Origin of the sequence: Enterobacter cloacae complex sp. FDA-CDC-AR_0132, from assembly GCF_003010695.1 — a bacterium.
GTDB lineage: Bacteria > Pseudomonadota > Gammaproteobacteria > Enterobacterales > Enterobacteriaceae > Enterobacter > Enterobacter ludwigii.
Window position 1 is genome coordinate 2,995,274 of record NZ_CP027618.1, and the last position, 19,555, is coordinate 3,014,828.

Consider the following 19,555-nt stretch of genomic DNA (forward strand, 5'->3'; position numbering starts at 1 on the left):
AAGCGTAACCTGGAACCTTTCAGGCCGGATCAATCCGTCTTGATTTTTTGAATGATAAAATAAGTTTTCACTGTTAGCCAGAGAAAGGGAGGGTTATTAACGATATTTGGTGACAAAAATCACAAAAAATACGTGTTTAATTTGCGATACGAATTAATTTTTCACACACTCACAATGCCAGTGAATCATCAACTGTATTTATCGTTGTCGACACAATAAAAACATAGTTTATGCACGAGCCTTAATAAGGGTCTCGTAGGGGGAATAGGATGAATATTTTAGGTTTTTTCCAGCGCCTCGGTAGGGCTTTGCAGCTCCCTATCGCCGTGCTACCGGTTGCAGCACTGCTGCTGCGATTTGGGCAACCCGATCTGCTTAATGTGCCATTTATCGCGCAAGCGGGTGGCGCGATTTTTGACAATCTGGCGCTGATTTTCGCCATCGGTGTGGCATCCAGCTGGTCAAAAGACAGCGCGGGTGCAGCGGCGCTGGCCGGGGCTGTCGGTTACTTCATCCTGACGAAAGCGATGGTGACGATAAACCCAGAAATTAACATGGGCGTTCTGGCAGGTATCATTACCGGTCTGGTCGGCGGGGCTGTTTATAACCGTTGGGCGGGGATCAAACTGCCAGACTTCCTGAGCTTCTTCGGCGGAAAACGTTTTGTGCCGATTGCGACAGGCTTCTTCTGTCTGATTCTGGCCGCGATCTTTGGCTACATCTGGCCACCGGTGCAGCACGCTATCCATGCGGGCGGTGAGTGGATTGTTTCCGCTGGCGCAGTGGGTGCGGGTATCTTCGGTTTCATCAACCGTCTGTTGATCCCAACCGGCCTGCATCAGGTGCTGAACACCATTGCCTGGTTCCAGATTGGTGAGTTTACCAACGCCGCGGGCGCGGTATTCCACGGGGATATCAACCGCTTCTATGCAGGTGACGGCACCGCGGGCATGTTCATGTCGGGCTTCTTCCCTATCATGATGTTTGGTCTGCCGGGCGCGGCGCTGGCTATGTACCTGGCCGCACCGAAAGCGCGTCGTCCAATGGTTGGCGGGATGCTGCTGTCAGTTGCCATCACCGCGTTCCTGACCGGTGTTACTGAGCCGCTGGAATTCCTGTTCATGTTCCTGGCTCCGCTGCTGTACCTCATGCACGCTGTGCTGACGGGTATTAGCCTGTTTGTTGCAACGCTGCTGGGTATCCATGCGGGCTTCTCCTTCTCCGCCGGCGCGATCGACTACGTGTTGATGTACAACCTGCCCGCGGCGAGCAAGAACGTCTGGATGCTGGTCGCAATGGGTCTGGTGTTCTTCGTTATCTACTTCGTTCTGTTCAGCGCAGTCATTCGTATGTTTAACCTGAAAACACCAGGCCGCGAAGATACGAAAGACGACATCGTTACTGGCGAAGCTAACAGCAATACCGAAGAAGGGCTGACCCAGCTGGCAACCAATTATATTGCCGCAGTAGGCGGTACGGATAACCTGAAAGCTATCGATGCATGTATCACTCGTCTGCGCCTGACGGTAGGTGATTCTGCGCGTGTTAACGATGCCATGTGTAAACGCCTTGGCGCATCCGGCGTGGTGAAACTGAACAAGCAGACCATCCAGGTTATCGTGGGTGCGAAAGCGGAATCGATTGGCGATGAAATGAAGAAAGTGGTTGCCCGTGGACCGATCGCGGCTTCAGCAGCGAACAGCGCGCCAGTGACGGAAGCCCCGGTGGCAAAACCGCAGGCCGTCCCTAACGCAACGACCATTGCCGCGCTGGTTTCACCGATTACCGGTGAAGTGGTTGCGATTGAGCAGGTGCCTGACGAAGCGTTTGCCAGCAAAGCTGTCGGTGACGGTGTGGCGGTGAAACCAACGGACAAAACCGTGGTGTCACCGGCTGCCGGGACCATCGTTAAAATCTTCAACACCAACCATGCGTTCTGCCTCGAAACTGAAAAGGGCGCGGAGATCGTTGTCCATATGGGTATCGATACCGTCGCGCTGAACGGCCAGGGCTTCACTCGCCTGGTGGAAGAGGGGGCCGACGTGGTGGCAGGTCAGCCGATTCTGGAAATGGATCTGGATTACCTGAACGCTAACGCGCGCTCCATGATTAGCCCGGTCGTTTGCAGCAATATCGACGACTTCAGCGGCCTGGTGATTCAGGCGAAAGGTCAGGTCGTTGCGGGCCAGACGCCACTGTATGAGATTAAAGGCAAGTAATCGCTCCTGAGTAGAGTCATGCCTTAAGCGGCGGGGGTTTTCCTCCGCCGCTTTTTTTTGCAGCAATTGCCCCCATTATTTTCTTCAGAGACGTTTTAAGGGTTGTCACTACGTCCGGCTTATAAGATCATATGCCGTTATACGTTGTTTACGCTTTGAGGAATCCACGATGAGTGAGGCTGAAGCCCGCCCGAGTAACTTTATTCGTCAGATCATCGATGAAGATCTGGCCAGTGGTAAGCACACCACAGTTCATACCCGTTTCCCGCCGGAGCCAAACGGCTACCTGCATATTGGTCATGCAAAATCGATCTGCCTGAACTTTGGCATCGCGCAAGACTACCAGGGACAGTGCAACCTGCGTTTCGATGACACCAACCCAGTAAAAGAAGACATCGAATACGTTGAGTCTATTAAGAATGACGTGCAATGGCTGGGCTTCAACTGGTCTGGCGATATCTGCTACTCCTCTGACTATTTTGATCAGCTTTACGCCTATGCGGTCGAGCTTATCAATAAAGGTCTGGCGTATGTCGACGAGCTGTCTGCTGAAGAGATCCGCGAATACCGCGGCACGCTGACCGCGCCGGGTAAAAACAGCCCGTTCCGCGATCGCAGCGTTGAAGAGAACCTGGCGCTGTTTGAAAAAATGCGTGCGGGTGGCTTCGAGGAAGGTAAAGCGTGCCTGCGTGCCAAAATCGACATGGCATCACCGTTCATCGTGATGCGCGATCCGGTTCTGTACCGTATCAAGTTCGCTGAACACCATCAGACCGGTAACAAGTGGTGCATCTACCCGATGTACGACTTTACCCACTGCATCAGCGATGCGCTGGAAGGCATTACGCACTCCCTGTGTACGCTGGAGTTCCAGGACAACCGCCGTCTGTACGACTGGGTTCTGGATAACATCACGATCCCGGTGCATCCGCGTCAGTACGAATTCTCTCGTCTGAATCTGGAATACACGGTGATGTCCAAGCGTAAGCTGAACCTGCTGGTGACCGACAAGCACGTTGAGGGCTGGGACGATCCGCGTATGCCAACCATCTCGGGTCTGCGTCGCCGTGGTTATACTGCTGCGTCTATTCGCGAGTTCTGTAAGCGCATCGGCGTGACCAAGCAGGATAACACCATTGAGATCGCCTCTCTGGAATCCTGCATCCGTGAAGATCTGAACGACAACGCGCCGCGCGCAATGGCCGTCATCGATCCGGTTAAACTGGTTATCGAAAACTACCCGCAGGGCGCGAGCGAAATGGTCTCCATGCCTAACCATCCGAACAAGCCGGAAATGGGCACCCGTGACGTGCCGTTCAGCGGTGAAATCTGGATCGATCGTGCTGACTTCCGCGAAGAAGCGAACAAGCAGTACAAGCGTCTGGTGCTGGGTAAAGAGGTGCGTCTGCGTAACGCATACGTGATCAAAGCTGAGCGTGTTGAGAAAGATGCAGAAGGGAATATCACCACCATCTTCTGCTCTTACGACGCTGAAACCCTGAGCAAAGATCCGGCAGATGGCCGCAAAGTGAAAGGCGTGATCCACTGGGTAAGTGCAACACATGCGCTGCCGGTTGAAATTCGCCTGTACGATCGTCTGTTCAGCGTGCCTAACCCAGGTGCAGCAGAAGACTTCCTGGCGACAATCAACCCGGAATCTCTGGTCATCAAGCAGGGTTATGCTGAGCCGTCTCTGAAAGCCGCTGAAGCGGGCAAAGCGTTCCAGTTCGAACGTGAAGGCTACTTCTGCCTCGACAGCCGTCACAGTACCTCGGAAAAACCGGTGTTTAACCGTACCGTTGGTCTGCGTGATACCTGGACTAAAGTCGGCGAATAATAACGCTGCTCTGGTCAATGAGAGACAAACGCCGCGTAATGCGGCGTTTTTTTATTGAATGATCATATCGTTAAGCGCGAGCAAAAATAATGTCTGCGCAATATTCAGGTCAATGTGGTGCTACTTATTTTTCTAAAAAAAGTTTGTATATTTCTGAAAATAGTGAAGGCCTGAAAATAACCAGTAATTTACACAATTACTGGCTTAAATTTAATGACTTGCCCCGCCAAATCTCGTCTCCCGCTAAATGTTACAAAGCACTACTAATTATGTGCACTTCGTCATAATCCTGACTTTTGCCCACGGAAAAGCATTGATAATTCGCGTCGCGAAAAATAACCTAAAGGCGGTAGTTAATTCGAGGGTATTTCTGACTACCCCTGACCTTTTGGTCTTTTATATTTTTCGCCGTTCAGGCGTTTTAATTCGTCAAAGAGGAATAATCTATGCGTACGTTCAGTGGCAAACGTAGTGCGCTGGCGCTGGCTATCGCCGGTGTGACAGCAATGTCAGGCCTGGTGATTGCGCCAGAGGCTAAGGCAGCAGGTTTCATCGAAGATTCTACCCTCACGGGCGGTATTTATTACTGGCAGCGTGAACGTGACCGTAAAGACGTTACCGAAGACAAATACAAAACCAACCTTTCTCACTCTACCTGGAACGCCAACCTCGACTTCCAGTCAGGCTATGCCGCCGATATGTTCGGCCTGGATATTGCCGCATTCACGGCAATTGAAATGGCGGAAAATGGCGACAGCGGACATCCGAACGAAATTGCCTTCTCGTCCAGCAATAAGGCCTATAAAGAAGACTGGTCCGGCGATAAAAGCGGTATCAGCCTGTATAAAGCCGCTGCAAAATTCAAATATGGTCCAGTCTGGGCGCGCGGCGGATATATTCAGCCAACTGGCCAAACCCTGTTAGCGCCACACTGGAGTTTTATGCCTGGTACTTACCAGGGCGCTGAAGCTGGCGCTAACTTTGACTACGGTGATGCGGGTGCGTTGAGTTTCTCCTATATGTGGACCAACGAATACAAAGCCCCGTGGCATATCGAAATGGATAAGTTTTACCAGAACGATAAAAAGACCAAAGTGGATTACCTCCACTCGCTGGGTGCGAAGTACGATTTTAAAAACGACCTCGTGTTAGAAGCTGCCTTTGGTCAGGCTGAAGGCTATATCGATCAGTATTTTGCCAAAGCCAGCTACAAATTTGATATCGCAGGGAGTCCGTTGAGTACCAGTTACCAGTTCTACGGCACGCGAGACAAAGTCAGCGATGGTGGCGTCAACGATATTTATGACGGCACGGCCTGGCTGCAGGCGCTGACCTTTGGCTATAAAGTGGGTCAGGTGGATTTGCGTCTGGAAGGAACATGGGTGAAGGCGGAAGGGCAGCAGGGCTACTTCCTGCAGCGTATGACCCCGACTTACGCATCTTCAAACGGTCGTCTGGATATCTGGTGGGATAACCGCTCTGACTTCAACGCCGACGGCGAAAAAGCGGTCTTCTTCGGCGCAATGTATGACCTGAAAAACTGGAACCTGCCGGGCTGGGCGGTGGGCGCCTCCTATGCGTATGCCTGGGATGCCAAACCGGGCGACATGGCCACACCGGATGCGTACTACGATCCGAACTACCGTCTGAAAGAGTCCTCTTACAGCCTGGATGCCATCTATACCGTGCAGGATGGACGTGCGAAAGGCACGATGTTCAAGCTGCACTTCACGCAGTATGACAACCACTCTGATATTCCAAGCTACGCGGGCGGTTACGGCAACATCTTCCAGGATGAACGTGACGTGAAATTCATGGTTATCGCACCATTCACTATCTTCTGATGAACGCTCCGGCGGGTTCCGTCCCGCCGGAATGGAGACTGCACATGATGAAAAAAATGGTAATCGTCGCGTTGCTGGCCTCGGGGCTGGTGGCTTGCGCCCAGGACCCGGCACCGAAAGAAGATTCTCGCCTGAAGGAGGCTTACAGCGCCTGCATTAACACCGCTGAAGGCTCACCGGAGAAAATTGAAGCCTGCCAGAGCGTGCTGAATGTGCTGAAGAAAGAGAAGGCGCATGAGCAGTTTGCGACGCAGGAAAATGTTCGCGTGATGGACTATCAGGCCTGCATTCAGGCGCGTAAAACCGGTAACGATCAGGAAGTGGCGAAGCATTGCGACCAGATCTGGAAGGAAATACGCAGTAACAACGGAAATTAATTAAGTGTGTTAAGGCCCGGTGGCGCTGTGCTTACCGGGCTTTTTTTCGCCGGGTGACAGGCAAAAAAAAGCCAACCTTGCGGCTGGCTCAGAGTATGAAAGTTCGACTTATTTGGCGTCGTGTGCGTGATCGTCTTCGCGGCAATCACCTTCAGCACAGTGACCATACAGATACAGACTATGGTTGGTCAGGCGGATACCATGACGAGCAGCGATTTCACGCTGACGTGCTTCGATGGAATCATCGCTAAATTCAATGACCTTGCCACAATCCAGGCAGATCAGGTGATCGTGGTGCTGCTGCTGGGTCAGTTCGAATACAGATTTACCGCCTTCGAAATTATGACGGGTAACAATGCCCGCGTCATCAAACTGGTTCAGCACGCGATAGACGGTTGCCAGCCCAATCTCTTCACCCATGTCGATAAGACGCTTGTAAAGGTCTTCCGCACTGACATGGTGATTGTCTGGACCCTGAAGCACTTCAAGGATTTTTAACCGAGGAAGCGTAACTTTCAGGCCAGCCTTCTTTAATGCGGTATTGTTGTCAGTCATGCGGAATCTGTCCTGTTGCTAAACGATTCACTTCTGGAGGAAGTGACAGAAAATGCACCTGGAATAATGCGTCTCATTATAGAACTGCCATGGCTAAATGAAAACTGCAAGTCTCAGGCAAAGTATGCTTATAAAAACGTGGTATCACCGACAAACTTGCTCAATGGCACCCCATTTTACCTGGGAGACATTGTACAGGTCTGGGCGAAAAAGTTAAAAGATTGTAGCGATTAATTTAATCGTTTGACCCGGTTCCTGGGCGCAACCGGGGTTGCGCCACAATAACAATCAGGCGTTAAGAATATCGTCCAGGTGCAGTTCTTCGCGGATCTGCTTCACCCACTTCTCAACGCGCTCTGCGGTCAGTTCTGGCTGACGATCTTCGTCGATCGCCAGACCCACGAAGTGGTCGTCATCGGCCAGGCCTTTAGACGCTTCGAAGTGGTAACCGGCAGTCGGCCAGTGGCCTACGATAACTGCACCATTCGGTTCAATGATATCGCGGATAGTGCCCAGCGCGTCACAGAAGTACTCAGCGTAGTCTTCCTGATCGCCGCAGCCAAACAGGGCGACCAGCTTGCCGTTGAAGTCCACTTCTTCCAGCGTCGGGAAGAAATCATCCCAGTCACACTGGGCTTCACCGTAGTACCAGGTTGGGATACCCAGCAACAGGATGTCATAGCCTTCGAGATCTTCTTTGCTGCTCTTGGCGATGTCATGCACATCGGCAACGTCTTTACCGAGCTGTTTTTGAATGTTTTTTGCGATATTTTCGGTATTGCCGGTATCACTGCCGAAGAAAATGCCGATGATTGCCATGAGTAAAATAACCTCTTGAAACTTAATGGTATGGTGGCGCAATTTGTCCACGGATAAGGGCAATAATAGCAGAACTGGCAACCCCGCGGAAACAGCTATCGCGCAGGACTGCACTCTGTGCTACATGAAAAGGGTAAGAAAGGGGATTTTCAGACTTATGCCTGGCGGCGCAACGTCTCAAGCTGGGCGATCAACATCTCTTCAATGAGCTCGCTACGGCTGATATTACGCGCTTCGGCCAGTTCGTTAAGCGCATCGACGGCGTCGGCATTGAGCTTCAGTTCGACACGCTTAAGCCCACGATTTTTATCGCGTTTAAGCTGGTTGCGTTTATTAATACGCAGCTGTTCATCGCGCGAAAGCGGATTCGTTTTCGGTCGTCCCGGTCGACGCTCATTCGCGAACAGATCTAGTGTCGTACGGTCCGTTTGTTCTTTGGCCATGATTCTGAGACTTCGGGGGAAACAAGCCGCCCTGCTATTGCCCGGGCGATGAGCGCGCCATCATACATCACCAAAAACGGCACGCCAACGACTGGAAGCCCGCAACCTTCCAGTCGCTCTCTTTTTAATCAATTCGCAGTATCAGAGAGATAGCGGCGGATGGCGCGTAACACGGCGTCAGGTTTTTCCGCGTGAACCCAGTGTCCGGCACCGGCGATGACATGGGCGCGCGCCTGCGGGAATTGCGCCAGCAAGGTGTCGCGGTAGGCGTCGGTGACATAAGGGGAGTTACCGCCGCGAATAAAGAGGGTAGGGTGTTGCCAGGCGGGCACCGTATCCCAGCCGACGATGTTGTTGTACTGCGCCCAGAGTACCGGCACGTTGAAACGCCACTGGCCGTCGACAAACGACTTCAGCAGAAACTGAATAACGCCTTCTTCATTAAGATGTTCGCGCATGACGGCTGTGGCCTGTTGGCGGGTTGAAACCCCAGCCTCTGTCACCGCATTGATGGCAGCAAAAATGTCGTCATGACGGCGCACGTCGTAATCCACCGGGGCAACGTCGATCACGACCAGACCGTTGATTCTGTCCGGTGCCAGCGCCGTCAGGGCCATTACCGCCTTACCGCCCATAGAATGCCCGATGAGCGTCACCTTCTGAAGATGGTTGGCATCAAGCGTATCGAGCAGATCCTGGGCCAGTGCCGCGTAGGTCATCTCCTCTGAACGTCCGGAAAGACCGTGATTTCGCATATCGACCTGCAAAATATCGTGATCGGTAACCAGATCGCGCGCCAGCACCCCCAGGTTATCCAGGCTGCCAAAAAGCCCGTGAACCAGTACGATGGGAGAATTATTGTTCGGCGATTGTGCAGTTTGCGCTCGGGTATTCAATTTCATGGCAAAGTTCTTTTTTTACGTATGTCAGGTTAGGGTATCATGTTGACCATTCTGCCGCCCGGCTGCAAGGTTCCAGTTTAATCTGACTTTTGCCGCCAACCTGGTTTGACGCTATCCGCTGTTGGAATTTAACTTTATAATCCCAACGACTTGTATTCAGATAAGATATCGCACTGGATTAAGATGAAAACAATCGAAGTTGATGACGAACTCTATCAGTATATTGCCAGCCAGACGCGGCATATCGGGGAGAGTGCGTCCGACATTTTACGGCGCATGCTTAAAATTTCCGCCGCCTCACAGCCTGCTACCCCAGTCACTAAAGATGTCGTGTCTCAACAAAACGTTGTTGCACAAGCAAAACCTGCCGTCGCGCAAGTGAAAGACAAAGTACGTGCGATGCGCGAGTTGCTGCTCTCTGATGAGTACGCCGAGCAGAAAAAAGCGGTTAATCGCTTCATGCTGGTGCTGTCTACACTCTATTCACTGGATAACAAAGCGTTTGCTGAAGCGACCGAGTCGCTGCACGGTCGTACCCGCGTCTATTTCGCAGGCGACGAGCAAACGCTGCTGCAAAATGGCAACCAAACCAAACCTAAACATGTCCCGGGCACACCGTACTGGGTCATCACCAATACCAATACGGGCCGCAAGTGCAGCATGGTTGAACACATCATGCAGTCCATGCAGTTCCCGGCGGAATTGATTGAAAAGGTTTGCGGTACAATTTAACCCTTGCATCAGAAGGACCCGGTAATGGCAAATCACAGCCGTGCAGGCCAACCTGCACAACAAAGCGATTTGATTAACGTCGCTCAGCTGACCGCGCAGTATTACGTGCTGAAACCGGTCGTGGGCAACGCAGAACACGCAGTGAAGTTTGGTACATCTGGCCACCGCGGTAGCGCGGCGCGCCATAGCTTTAACGAACCGCACATTCTGGCTATTGCTCAGGCCATCGCGGAAGAGCGCGCTAAAAACGGCGTTACCGGTCCGTGCTATGTGGGAAAAGATACCCATGCTCTGTCTGAACCGGCGTTCATTTCCGTGCTGGAAGTGCTGACGGCGAATGGCGTTGACGTCATTGTTCAGGAAAATAACGGCTTCACGCCGACCCCTGCGGTCTCTAACGCGATCCTTGTCCACAACAAAAAAGGCGGCGCGCTGGCTGACGGGATTGTGATTACTCCATCACACAACCCGCCGGAAGACGGTGGGATCAAATACAACCCGCCTAACGGTGGACCGGCAGACACGAACGTCACGAAAGTGGTTGAAGATCGTGCCAATGCGCTGCTGGCGGATGGCCTGAAAGGGGTGAAACGCCTCTCTCTGGATGCGGCCATGGCATCCGGCCATGTGAAAGAGCAGGATCTGGTACAGCCATTTGTGGAAGGTCTGGCGGATATCGTCGATATGGCGGCCATCCAGAAAGCCGGTCTGAAGCTGGGCGTTGACCCTCTCGGCGGCTCCGGTATCGAATACTGGAAACGCATCGCAGAGCATTACAAGCTGAACCTGACCATCGTTAACGATCACGTTGATCAGACCTTCCGCTTTATGCACCTGGATAAAGACGGCGCAATCCGTATGGACTGCTCTTCCGAGTGCGCGATGGCGGGCCTGCTGGCGTTGCGTGATAAATTCGACCTGGCGTTTGCCAACGACCCGGATTATGACCGCCACGGTATTGTCACCCCGGCAGGGCTGATGAACCCGAACCATTATCTTGCGGTTGCCATCAACTACCTGTTCCAGCATCGTCCACAGTGGGGCAAAGAGGTGGCTGTAGGTAAAACGCTGGTCTCCTCGGCGATGATTGACCGCGTGGTTGAGGCGCTGGGCCGTAAGCTGGTGGAAGTACCGGTAGGCTTCAAATGGTTTGTTGACGGTCTGCACGACGGCAGCTTCGGTTTTGGCGGTGAAGAGAGCGCGGGCGCATCCTTCCTGCGTTTCGACGGCACGCCATGGTCTACCGATAAAGACGGGATCATCATGTGCCTGCTGGCGGCGGAAATCACCGCTGTCACCGGTAAAAATCCGCAGGAACACTATAACGAGCTGGCGGCACGCTTTGGCGCACCAAGCTATAACCGTATTCAGGCTGGCGCGACCTCCGCGCAGAAAGCGGCGCTGTCTAAACTCTCTCCGGAGATGGTCAGTGCCAGCACGCTGGCCGGTGACCCTATCACGGCCCGTCTGACGGCGGCCCCGGGTAACGGTGCCTCTATCGGTGGTCTGAAAGTGATGACCGAAAACGGCTGGTTTGCCGCGCGTCCATCCGGTACGGAAGATGCATACAAAATCTATTGTGAGAGCTTCCTCGGCGACGAACACCGTAAGCTGATTGAGAAAGAAGCGGTAGAGATTGTCAGCGAAGTGCTGAAAAACGCGTAAATCGCGGTGGGCTGATGCCCTCACGATGCAGTCAAAACGGCAACCCCAGGGTTGCCGTTTTGCTTTTGCATTAACTGTGTTTATTTTTCAATTCAAACCGCGGCGATACCAGACCGTACAGCGTCCAGCCCATAAAGGTCACCATCGCACCATACAGCATGGCTTCCTGGCCGGAAGAGTAGAGCGCATAGAAGCTGTAAATTGCCCCAATCAGCGCCACAATATTCGCCACCCTCGCTTTGCCTGCGTCCACCTTCGCCACCTTCTGAATGATGACCAGCGCCGCCATCGACAGAATATACGGAATGATATTGGTCACTACCGCCAGGTTGACCAGCACGTTGAACTGGCTGTTCAGCGACGGGCTGATGGTCATCAAAGATAACCCACTCTGGAAGATAACAATCGCCAGCATGCCCTGAACCGGTGCCTCTGCTTTGCTGACCCGGGAGAAGATTTTCGGGAAATACCCTTCGTCAGCGGATGATTTAAAGACCTGAGCGATGGTGAACTGCCAGCCGAGGAGCGAGCCGCAGCAGGACATCACCATCAGCCCCATGATCACTTTCCCGACACCCGGCGTAAACATCTGCGCAAAGGCCAGACCGAACGGTGCCGTGGAACTGGCAAGATCCATGTTCGGTACAATCCCTGCAATCACGTTGGTTGAGACAATGTAAATGGCCGCAGCGCCCAGCGTACCGCCAAGCACGGCAATCGGTACGTTCTTCTCCGGGTTTTCCACCACTTCGGCGTTAGCACACGCAGATTCCAGCCCCAGGAAGGCCCACAGCGTCATGGCGATGGAAGAGCCCACCGCGGTGAAGAACGGAACATGGTGTGGGTTCCAGGAGTTGACGTACAGCGTGGGGCTAAACCAGAACCAGCCGATGATGCACAGCCCAACCACCGGGATAATGACCCCCCAGACGGTAATACTGCTGATCTGTCCGGTAATGCGCGCGCCGCCAAAGTTTGCCACGGTGCAGATCCACAGCACGCCGATGGTCGCCAGCCCGATTTGCACGGGGGTCAGCGCCACACCGAACAGCTCCGTACCGTAACCCACGGCGGAAATGGCAATCGCCACGTTAGCGATCAGCAAAGAGACGCCGTAGGTGTAGTTGGCCATGAAGTTACCGGATTTGCCAAAGGCATATTCGGCGTAGCCGCCCATCCCCCCGGGCTTGCGGCTGAACATACCGCACTTGGCGAATGCCCAGGCCAGTGCCATTGACCCCACGGCGGTCACCATCCAGGAGATAATCGAAATGGTTCCTACTTCCGCAAGCTTGGTGGGCAGCATGATGATCCCGGACCCCATCATGTTTACCATGGTGAGAATGGTCAGCTGCACCACGCCCATTTTATTGGACTTGCTCATAATTTTTCTCCTTTCAGCAGCGATGGCTGAGCGGCAGCGTGTTTGATGACGTTACAACGAACCTGCTTACGACCGTCACACTCCTCAACGTAAACGCCCTGCAGTTCCGGCGCGAAGCCCGGTAAAAGGTTGATACCCTCTTCCAGCGCAGCAAAGTAGCGCAGCACGGAACCGCCCCAGACTTCACCCGGCACAACGCACAACACCCCCGGTGGATAAGGAAGGGCACCTTCGGCGGCAATGCGACCTTCCGCATCGCGCAGAGAGACCAGCTCGACCTCACCCCGCAGGTAGGCATAGTTCGCCTCTTGCGGGTTCATCATGACGCGCGGGAAGTGAGACTTGCGGAACATCTCTTTTTGCAGCTGCTTCACGTTGTGGCGGGCGTACAGCTCATGCATTTCCTGGCAAATCTGGCGCAGGGTGTAATCTGCATAGCGCTCCGGATACTGTTTACAGACAGAGGGCAGTACCTCTTTGAGGGGGGCATCCGTCTCGAGCAGTTTTTCGAAGCGCACCAGTTGCGCGACCAGTTGCTGCAGTTTGCCCATATCCTCGGCAGGCGTGAGCAGGAACAGGATGGAGTTGAGATCGCATTTTTCCGGCACGATGCCGTTTTCACGCAGGAAGTTGGCAAGAATAGTGGCGGGGACGCCGAAATCCTCGTACTCACCGGTCCGGGCGTTAATACCCGGCGTGGTCAGCAGCAGTTTGCACGGGTCGATAAAATACTGATGTTCGGCATAGCCTTCGAAGGCGTGCCAGTGTTCACCGGGCACGAAGTGGAAGAAGCGCAGGTCCGTGGCAATCTCAGCGGTGTCCCAGCTTTCCCACGGACGGCCATCAACCAGTTCCGGCACAAACGGGCGAAGATACTGGCAGTTCTGCAGGATCAGCTTACGGGCTTCGATACCGGTCACCACGCAGTCCATCCACATGTTGCGGCCGCTCTGTCCCTCATGCATGCGGGCGTTGATATCCAGTGCAGCAAACAGCGGATAGAACGGGCTGGTGGACGCGTGCATCATGAAGGCGTTATTCAGCCGCTTATGCGGAACATAGCGCTGCTGGCCTTTGATGTGGCTGTCCTTCTTGTGGATTTGCGAGGTCTGTGAGAAACCGGCCTGCTGTTTATGGACTGACTGGGTGACCAGGATCCCCGGATCGTTTTCATTCAGCTCCAGCAGCAGCGGAGAGCAATCGGCCATCATCGGTATAAACTGCTCGTAACCCACCCAGGCAGAGTCAAACAGGATGTAGTCGCACAGATGGCCAATGTTATCCACGACCTGGCGAGCGTTATAGATGGTGCCATCGTAGGTACCCAGCTGGATCACCGCCAGGCGGAACGGACGCGCATCGCGGGCACGGCCCGGCGCCACTTCGGACACCAGCTCACGCAGATAATTCTCCTCGAAGCAGTGGGCGTCGATGCCGCCAATAAAGCCGTACGGGTTACGTGCGGTTTCCAGATAGACCGGCGTTGCGCCCGCCTGAAGAAGTGCTCCGTGGTGGTTGGATTTATGGTTGTTGCGATCGAACAGGACCAGGTCGCCCGGAGTGAGAAGGGCGTTGAGCACCACTTTGTTGGACGATGAGGTTCCGTTCAGCACGAAGTAGGTTTTATCGGCATTAAAGACTTTCGCCGCATGCTGCTGCGCAATGCAGGGGGCCCCTTCGTGGATCAGCAGATCGCCCATCGCCACGTCGGCGTTGCACAGGTCTGAGCGGAAAAGGGTTTCGCCAAAGAAATCGACAAACTGATTGCCGGCAGGGTGACGGCGGAAGAATTGCCCGCCCTGGTGACCCGGACAGTCGAAGGCGCTGTTACCCTGTTTGACATAGTCGACCAGAGCCCGGAAAAACGGCGGACGCAGTTGGGTTTCATACTTCTGCGCGGCTGCTTCCAGTTGGCGTCCGTGGAAGTCGTTGCTGGTGTCTGATGCTTCGAATACGCCGTGGATCCGCGATAAATACTCTGCCGGGATAATTTCTTCTTTATGCGTCGCGACAAAAACAGGAATGCCAAATCCGGTTGCTTCTATTTCTTCTATACGACCAGTGAAAATATCGCTGACGGCCAGAACAATGGCGGCAACATCAATATAATCCGTGGCGTTGATATCCACCAGTTCACGGTGAGTGGTAAAGCAATCAGGGCAGGCGCGGCTGGCTGCAATTTTTAAACTTTTCATCTTTCTCTCTTTATTTTAGGTAATAACAGTCCCTCGATTTCTTGCAGAAAAGAAATCGATAATATGCCGGAAAACAGCAAAAGGAGGCTGCTGATTAAAAAAATCAGTAATGCGTTTTTTGCTGAATAGAATTCAGTCCGCCCGGTCGCGGATGAGCCTGAATTAAGATGAATGAGCGCACGGGTTCACAGGCAAAGGCCTGTAAAATAGGGTGTTTCAGGATAACCTGTAAGCGGGTGCGCCGGAAGTCGAAGGACTACCGGGCATTAAAGATATGAAAGTCAAAACAGTTTCGGTGGGCAAACATCATGATATGAGTTGTCCGCCTTATATGGGGCATTAAACGATTATTGTTTTCCATGTTTCATTTCCTTTCAGTAATTGAAAGCATGGACATTTTATCCTGGAAAAAGCGATTAACTGTGAAACAGATCACCGTTAACCGATCAAATCAGAAATAAATATTCGCTTTTGGTGAATATCGCAGATCAAAATGCTGATATGTTGATGTTGCGTTAACGGATTGTGTTATGAATGTGCTGAATGGACATAAATACACCAAAAAATAACTCTGAGATTATTTTCGCGCGTATTTTATAGGAGGGTAGGTGTTTATTTAAAAATAAACTGAATAGTTATTCAAAGCATGAACCGATAACCGATACCGGTTTCAGTTAATAAATGACGAGGACGCGCGGGGTCAACTTCCAGTTTTTGTCGAAGGTGTCCCATATATATGCGCAAATAGTGACTATGTTCCACGGCGTTTGGCCCCCACACCTGACTCAACAGCTGGCGCTGGGTGAGTACCTTACCGTGATTATTGAGCAAAACGGCGAGTAGCCGAAACTCGATGGGGGTGAGATGGATTTCCTCTTCACCGCGAACAATGCGCCGTGCTGCCAGATCAACCCGAATATCACCAAACGTGTATGTTGGATCGGCAGGGGTGGTGGCGCTGTGACGACGCAGTGCGACACGAAGGCGAGCCTGCAGTTCGCCAATACCAAAAGGCTTAATCAGATAGTCATCCGCTCCGGCATCCAGCGCCGCGATTTTATCCGACTCTTCGGTACGGGCTGACAGCACCAGAATGGGCATCTGACTCCACTGTCGAACCTCACGAATAAAATCGATGCCGTCGCCATCCGGCAGGCCGAGATCGAGGATCACCAGATCAGGTTTGCGCGTGGCCGCTTCAATCAAACCCCGCTGGAGCGTGCCGGCGTCATGAACGCGCAGGCCATCGCCTTCCAGCGCAGCACGCAGAAACCGGCTAATGGCGATCTCATCTTCAACAATCAGAACGTTGATCACAAATCCTCTGGTAATTCATTAAGTTCTGGCGGGGCTTCCAGAGGAAGTTTAACACAAAAACGTGCGCCGCCTTCCGGGCGATTCTCCGCCGAAATGGTACCGCCATGAACGTCAATAATCGCCTGGCAAATCGCCAGACCCAGACCCACGCCGGGAATGGCCGACTCTTTATTACCGCGGGCAAATTTCTCGAAAATAGCGAACTCCTGTCCGGCAGGGATACCCGGCCCGGTATCCCAGACGTCAAGCCGTAGCGTGTGATCTTCCACTGTGGCATCCACCCCAATCCGGGCGTTTGCTCCTGCGTATTTGCCGGCATTTTCCAGCAGATTGATCAGCACGCGTTCAAACAGCGGGCCATCAACGTGAATTAACGTCAGCGGTTCGGGCATGTTCAGCGCAATATGGCGCCCACCGAGGCCCGGCTCCAGCATTTTCAAGGCGCTACCCACTACCTCTTCGAGCGTGAGCCACTCTTTTTTGAGGTTAAATCCGCCCGACTGAATACGCGCCATATCAAGCAGATTATTTACCAGGCGTGTGGTGTTCAGCACATGCTGGCGGATCTCGCTGGCCTGCAACGCATGTTTCGAGCCTTCCGCTGCCAAATCCAGCGTCAAAATTTCTGACTGGCCAAACAGCACGGTGAGTGGGGTGCGAAGGTCGTGGGAGAGGGCGGCCAGCAATGAGTTACGAATGCTCTCGCGCTCGCTTGCCAGACGGGCCTGTTCTTCGCTGGCGGTAAGCGCCAGCCGTTCCAGCGCGCTTGCCACCAGCAGGGTAAATGTTTCCAGCAATCGCTGCTGTTCGGGGATCATCAGCTGGCGCAGATTCGAAGGTTCAACGATCACCAGCCCCTGATTTTTATCGGCACTGCGCAGCGGCAGAATTTGATACGGTACGCCGGGCAGGGTGTCCGTCCCTGCACCCGCAGGGAGTCCTTTATCAAAGCTCCAGCGTGCAATGGCTTCATCCCAGGGCGTCATGCCTGAGGCCGAGGTCAGCGGGCGCAGTTTCCCGTGTTCGTCCGGGAGTAAAATCAGGTTGCTGGCGTGAAAGGTCGAGCGGATAAACTGCTCGCTGGTCTGCACAATATCCAGCGGCGTACGGCCAACCGCCAGCGATTTAGACATCTCATAGAGATGCCGTGTGCGCTGTTCGCGGTAGCGGGCGATACGGGCCTGATAACGCACACCCGCCGTCAGATTACCGATCACCAGTCCGACGGTGAGCATCACGGCAAAGGTGAGAATGTACTGCACATCCGAAACGGCGAGCGTTCCGCGGGGCGCGATAAAGAACAGATCGAAGCTGATGACGTTGATGAACGTTGCCAGTACCGAGGGCCAGCGCCCGTAAAAGAGCGCCACCACGACCACGCCGAGCAGGTAGATCATCACCAGATTGGCCGCGTCGAAGGCAATCAGCCAGTGGCTGGCAATCACGGTGATCAGCGCGCAGAGCACGACGGCGACAAGACAGCCGCGGATCTGAATTCGCCATTTATCATTAAAAGTGCGGCTGTCCGGTGCGCGGTTGGGTAAAGGGGTGGGTTTGTCATCCAGTGCGACAATCACCAGATCGAGGTCGGGAGCACGCCGGGCCAGTTTGTCAGCAAAGGATTCGCGGCTAAACCAGCGACGATGCTGACGACGGCCAATGACAATTTTCCCGAGATTGTGCTCACGCGCGTAGCGCAGAATGGCTTTATCTTCCTGGGGATCGGAGAGGGTGGCGGTTTCTGCGCCCAGCTCCTGTGCCAGACGCAGCGAACTTAAGATCGCGCGGCGCTGGTTTTCAGGCAGCGCGTGAAGCTGCGGCGTCTCGACATAGACCGCATGCCAGACGCTGCCAAACTTAGCCGCCAGGCGCGCGGCGGTGCGGACGAGCTTTTCATTGCCGCTGCCGTGACCCACACACAGCAGAATGGCATCCCGCGTATGCCAGACGCGCTCCTGCCCTTGCAGGTCACGCCAGGCGCGCATCTGATCGTCCACGCGATCCGCCGTGCGACGCAGGGCCAGCTCGCGCAGGGCTATCAGGTTGCCTTTGCGAAAGAAATGTTCGATGGCGCGTTCGGCCTGACCTGCAATATAGACTTTTCCTTCATGCAGTCGCTGGCGCAGATCGTCTGGAGGCAGATCGACCAGCACCACTTCGTCCGCAGAGTCGAAAAAGGGATCGGGTACGGTTTCGCGAACCTGAATCCCGGTCACGCCGCTGACCACGTCGTTCAGGCTTTCGAGATGCTGAACATTTACCGTGGTGAAAACATCAATGCCTGCTTCAAGCAGCTCTTCAACGTCCTGCCAGCGTTTGGGGTGGCGCGAGCCGGAAGCATTACTGTGTGCCAGTTCGTCCATCAGGATAAGCGCGGGCCTGCGGGCGAGGGCGGCGTCGAGATCGAACTCCGTGACCAGACGCCCACGATGGCTGATACGGCGAGGCGGCTGTGTCGCCAGCCCCTTCAACAGTGCTGCCGTCTCTTTCCGGCCGTGGGTTTCCACCACGCCGATAAGAATATCGAGCCCCTGCGCCCGAAGCCGCTGGGCTTCTGTCAGCATGGCGAAGGTTTTCCCGACGCCAGCACAGGCGCCGAAGAAGATTTTCAGTTTGCCGCGATGGGCTTCAGCCGTCTGTTCGAGCAGCCTGTCCGGATCCGGGCGCATGGGCTCGTCGGTCATTTAGTTTTTCCTTAGCGCGTCCAGCGCCAGATTCAGCTCAACAATATTCACCACGGGCATGCCGATGAAGCTGACCAGCGGTTTTTGCGTATGCTCTGCGACCAGCTTGCTCACCTGTTCCACCGTCAGCTGACGGGCCGCTGCGACGCGGGGGATCTGCCATGCCACCGCTTTCGGCGTCAGGCTGTAGTCCAGCCCGCTCGCAGAGGCCGTCACCAGTTCCACAGGCACCTCCCGGCTGGCCTGTGGATTTGCGGCGCGCAGGGCAGCTACACGTTCGGCAATGGCTTTATCCAGCTCCGGGTTGCTGCCGGCCAGGTTACTGCCACCGGATGCCATCGGATTATACGGGCTTTCGGCAGTGGCGGAAGGGCGTCCCTGGAAGTAACGGGCGTCGGTAAAATTCTGTCCAATCAGACGCGAACCGCGGTTTTCACCGTTTTGCATGATCAGCGAGCCGTTGGCCTGATCCTTAAACCACCACTGGCCCAGCGCGGTGGTCACCAGCGGGTAAAGCCCGCCGGTAATAAGCGACAACAGAATAAACAGAAGTATAGCGGGACGTAACATCGTCATTTGATT

General features: G+C 54.1%; 16 protein-coding genes. 6 read left to right on the plus strand and 10 right to left on the minus strand.

What is annotated here, in order from left to right; all coding sequences use genetic code 11:
• Positions 1–269: 269 nt before the first annotated feature.
• The 4 genes from nagE to chiQ all read left to right on the plus strand — a co-directional run bounded on the left by nagE (position 270) and on the right by chiQ (position 6,277).
• Positions 270–2,219: a PTS N-acetyl glucosamine transporter subunit IIABC gene (gene nagE / locus AM379_RS14405; RefSeq protein ID WP_032677692.1), complete on the plus strand. Its 1,950-nt coding sequence runs from the start codon at positions 270–272 to the stop codon at positions 2,217–2,219.
• Between the two features lie 169 nt (positions 2,220–2,388).
• Complete coding sequence (gene glnS / locus AM379_RS14410) at positions 2,389–4,056, plus strand: glutamine--tRNA ligase (protein ID WP_025204665.1); 1,668 nt, start codon at positions 2,389–2,391, stop codon at positions 4,054–4,056.
• Between the two features lie 446 nt (positions 4,057–4,502).
• Positions 4,503–5,900 (plus strand): chitoporin ChiP, encoded by a 1,398-nt coding sequence (gene chiP / locus AM379_RS14415; RefSeq protein ID WP_020884980.1) that lies wholly within the window; start codon positions 4,503–4,505, stop codon positions 5,898–5,900.
• A 47-nt stretch (positions 5,901–5,947) separates the two neighbouring features.
• Positions 5,948–6,277 (plus strand): ChiQ/YbfN family lipoprotein, encoded by a 330-nt coding sequence (chiQ, locus tag AM379_RS14420; protein WP_106504359.1) that lies wholly within the window; start codon positions 5,948–5,950, stop codon positions 6,275–6,277.
• A 108-nt stretch (positions 6,278–6,385) separates the two neighbouring features.
• Here the strand turns inward: chiQ and fur are convergent, their stop codons facing one another.
• From fur to ybfF, 4 genes are all read right to left on the minus strand, one after another.
• Positions 6,386–6,832 carry a ferric iron uptake transcriptional regulator gene (fur, locus tag AM379_RS14425; protein ID WP_014169146.1) on the minus strand — a complete coding sequence of 149 codons (447 nt, stop codon included), beginning with the start codon at positions 6,830–6,832 and terminating at the stop codon, positions 6,386–6,388.
• Between the two features lie 288 nt (positions 6,833–7,120).
• Complete coding sequence (gene fldA / locus AM379_RS14430) at positions 7,121–7,651, minus strand: flavodoxin FldA (protein ID WP_008501067.1); 531 nt, start codon at positions 7,649–7,651, stop codon at positions 7,121–7,123.
• Positions 7,652–7,806: 155 nt separating this feature from the next.
• Complete coding sequence (gene ybfE / locus AM379_RS14435; RefSeq protein ID WP_014169148.1) at positions 7,807–8,094, minus strand: LexA regulated protein; 288 nt, start codon at positions 8,092–8,094, stop codon at positions 7,807–7,809.
• Between the two features lie 128 nt (positions 8,095–8,222).
• Positions 8,223–8,996 carry an esterase gene (gene ybfF / locus AM379_RS14440; RefSeq protein WP_106503838.1) on the minus strand — a complete coding sequence of 258 codons (774 nt, stop codon included), beginning with the start codon at positions 8,994–8,996 and terminating at the stop codon, positions 8,223–8,225.
• A gap of 183 nt (positions 8,997–9,179) precedes the next feature.
• On the opposite strand from ybfF, the gene seqA reads away from it, so the two are divergent.
• Positions 9,180–9,728 carry a replication initiation negative regulator SeqA gene (gene seqA / locus AM379_RS14445; protein WP_020884977.1) on the plus strand — a complete coding sequence of 183 codons (549 nt, stop codon included), beginning with the start codon at positions 9,180–9,182 and terminating at the stop codon, positions 9,726–9,728.
• A gap of 24 nt (positions 9,729–9,752) precedes the next feature.
• Positions 9,753–11,393 carry a phosphoglucomutase (alpha-D-glucose-1,6-bisphosphate-dependent) gene (gene pgm, locus AM379_RS14450; RefSeq protein WP_020884976.1) on the plus strand — a complete coding sequence of 547 codons (1,641 nt, stop codon included), beginning with the start codon at positions 9,753–9,755 and terminating at the stop codon, positions 11,391–11,393.
• A gap of 70 nt (positions 11,394–11,463) precedes the next feature.
• Here the strand turns inward: pgm and potE are convergent, their stop codons facing one another.
• The 6 genes from potE to kdpC form a co-directional block, all read right to left on the minus strand.
• Entirely contained in the window at positions 11,464–12,777 is a 1,314-nt protein-coding gene (gene potE / locus AM379_RS14455; protein WP_014169152.1) for a putrescine-ornithine antiporter, read from the minus strand.
• On the minus strand, positions 12,774–14,972 hold the full coding sequence (gene speF / locus AM379_RS14460; protein ID WP_020884975.1) for an ornithine decarboxylase SpeF: 2,199 nt from the start codon (positions 14,970–14,972) through the stop codon (positions 12,774–12,776). The genes potE and speF overlap by 4 nt, the downstream gene beginning before the upstream one ends.
• Before the next feature lie 256 nt (positions 14,973–15,228).
• The gene (gene speFL, locus AM379_RS14465) at positions 15,229–15,333 is read right to left on the minus strand and encodes a leader peptide SpeFL (protein ID WP_106503839.1); all 105 of its coding nucleotides are present in this window, start codon (positions 15,331–15,333) and stop codon (positions 15,229–15,231) included.
• Positions 15,334–15,611: 278 nt separating this feature from the next.
• Complete coding sequence (gene kdpE, locus AM379_RS14470; protein WP_014169154.1) at positions 15,612–16,289, minus strand: two-component system response regulator KdpE; 678 nt, start codon at positions 16,287–16,289, stop codon at positions 15,612–15,614.
• Positions 16,286–18,973 (minus strand): two-component system sensor histidine kinase KdpD, encoded by a 2,688-nt coding sequence (gene kdpD / locus AM379_RS14475; RefSeq protein ID WP_014169155.1) that lies wholly within the window; start codon positions 18,971–18,973, stop codon positions 16,286–16,288. Before kdpD ends, kdpE begins: the two co-directional genes overlap by 4 nt.
• Positions 18,974–19,549, minus strand: coding sequence for a potassium-transporting ATPase subunit KdpC (kdpC, locus tag AM379_RS14480; RefSeq protein ID WP_020884974.1), 576 nt, complete (start codon positions 19,547–19,549; stop codon positions 18,974–18,976). It abuts the gene before it with no gap.
• Positions 19,550–19,555: the final 6 nt, after the last annotated feature.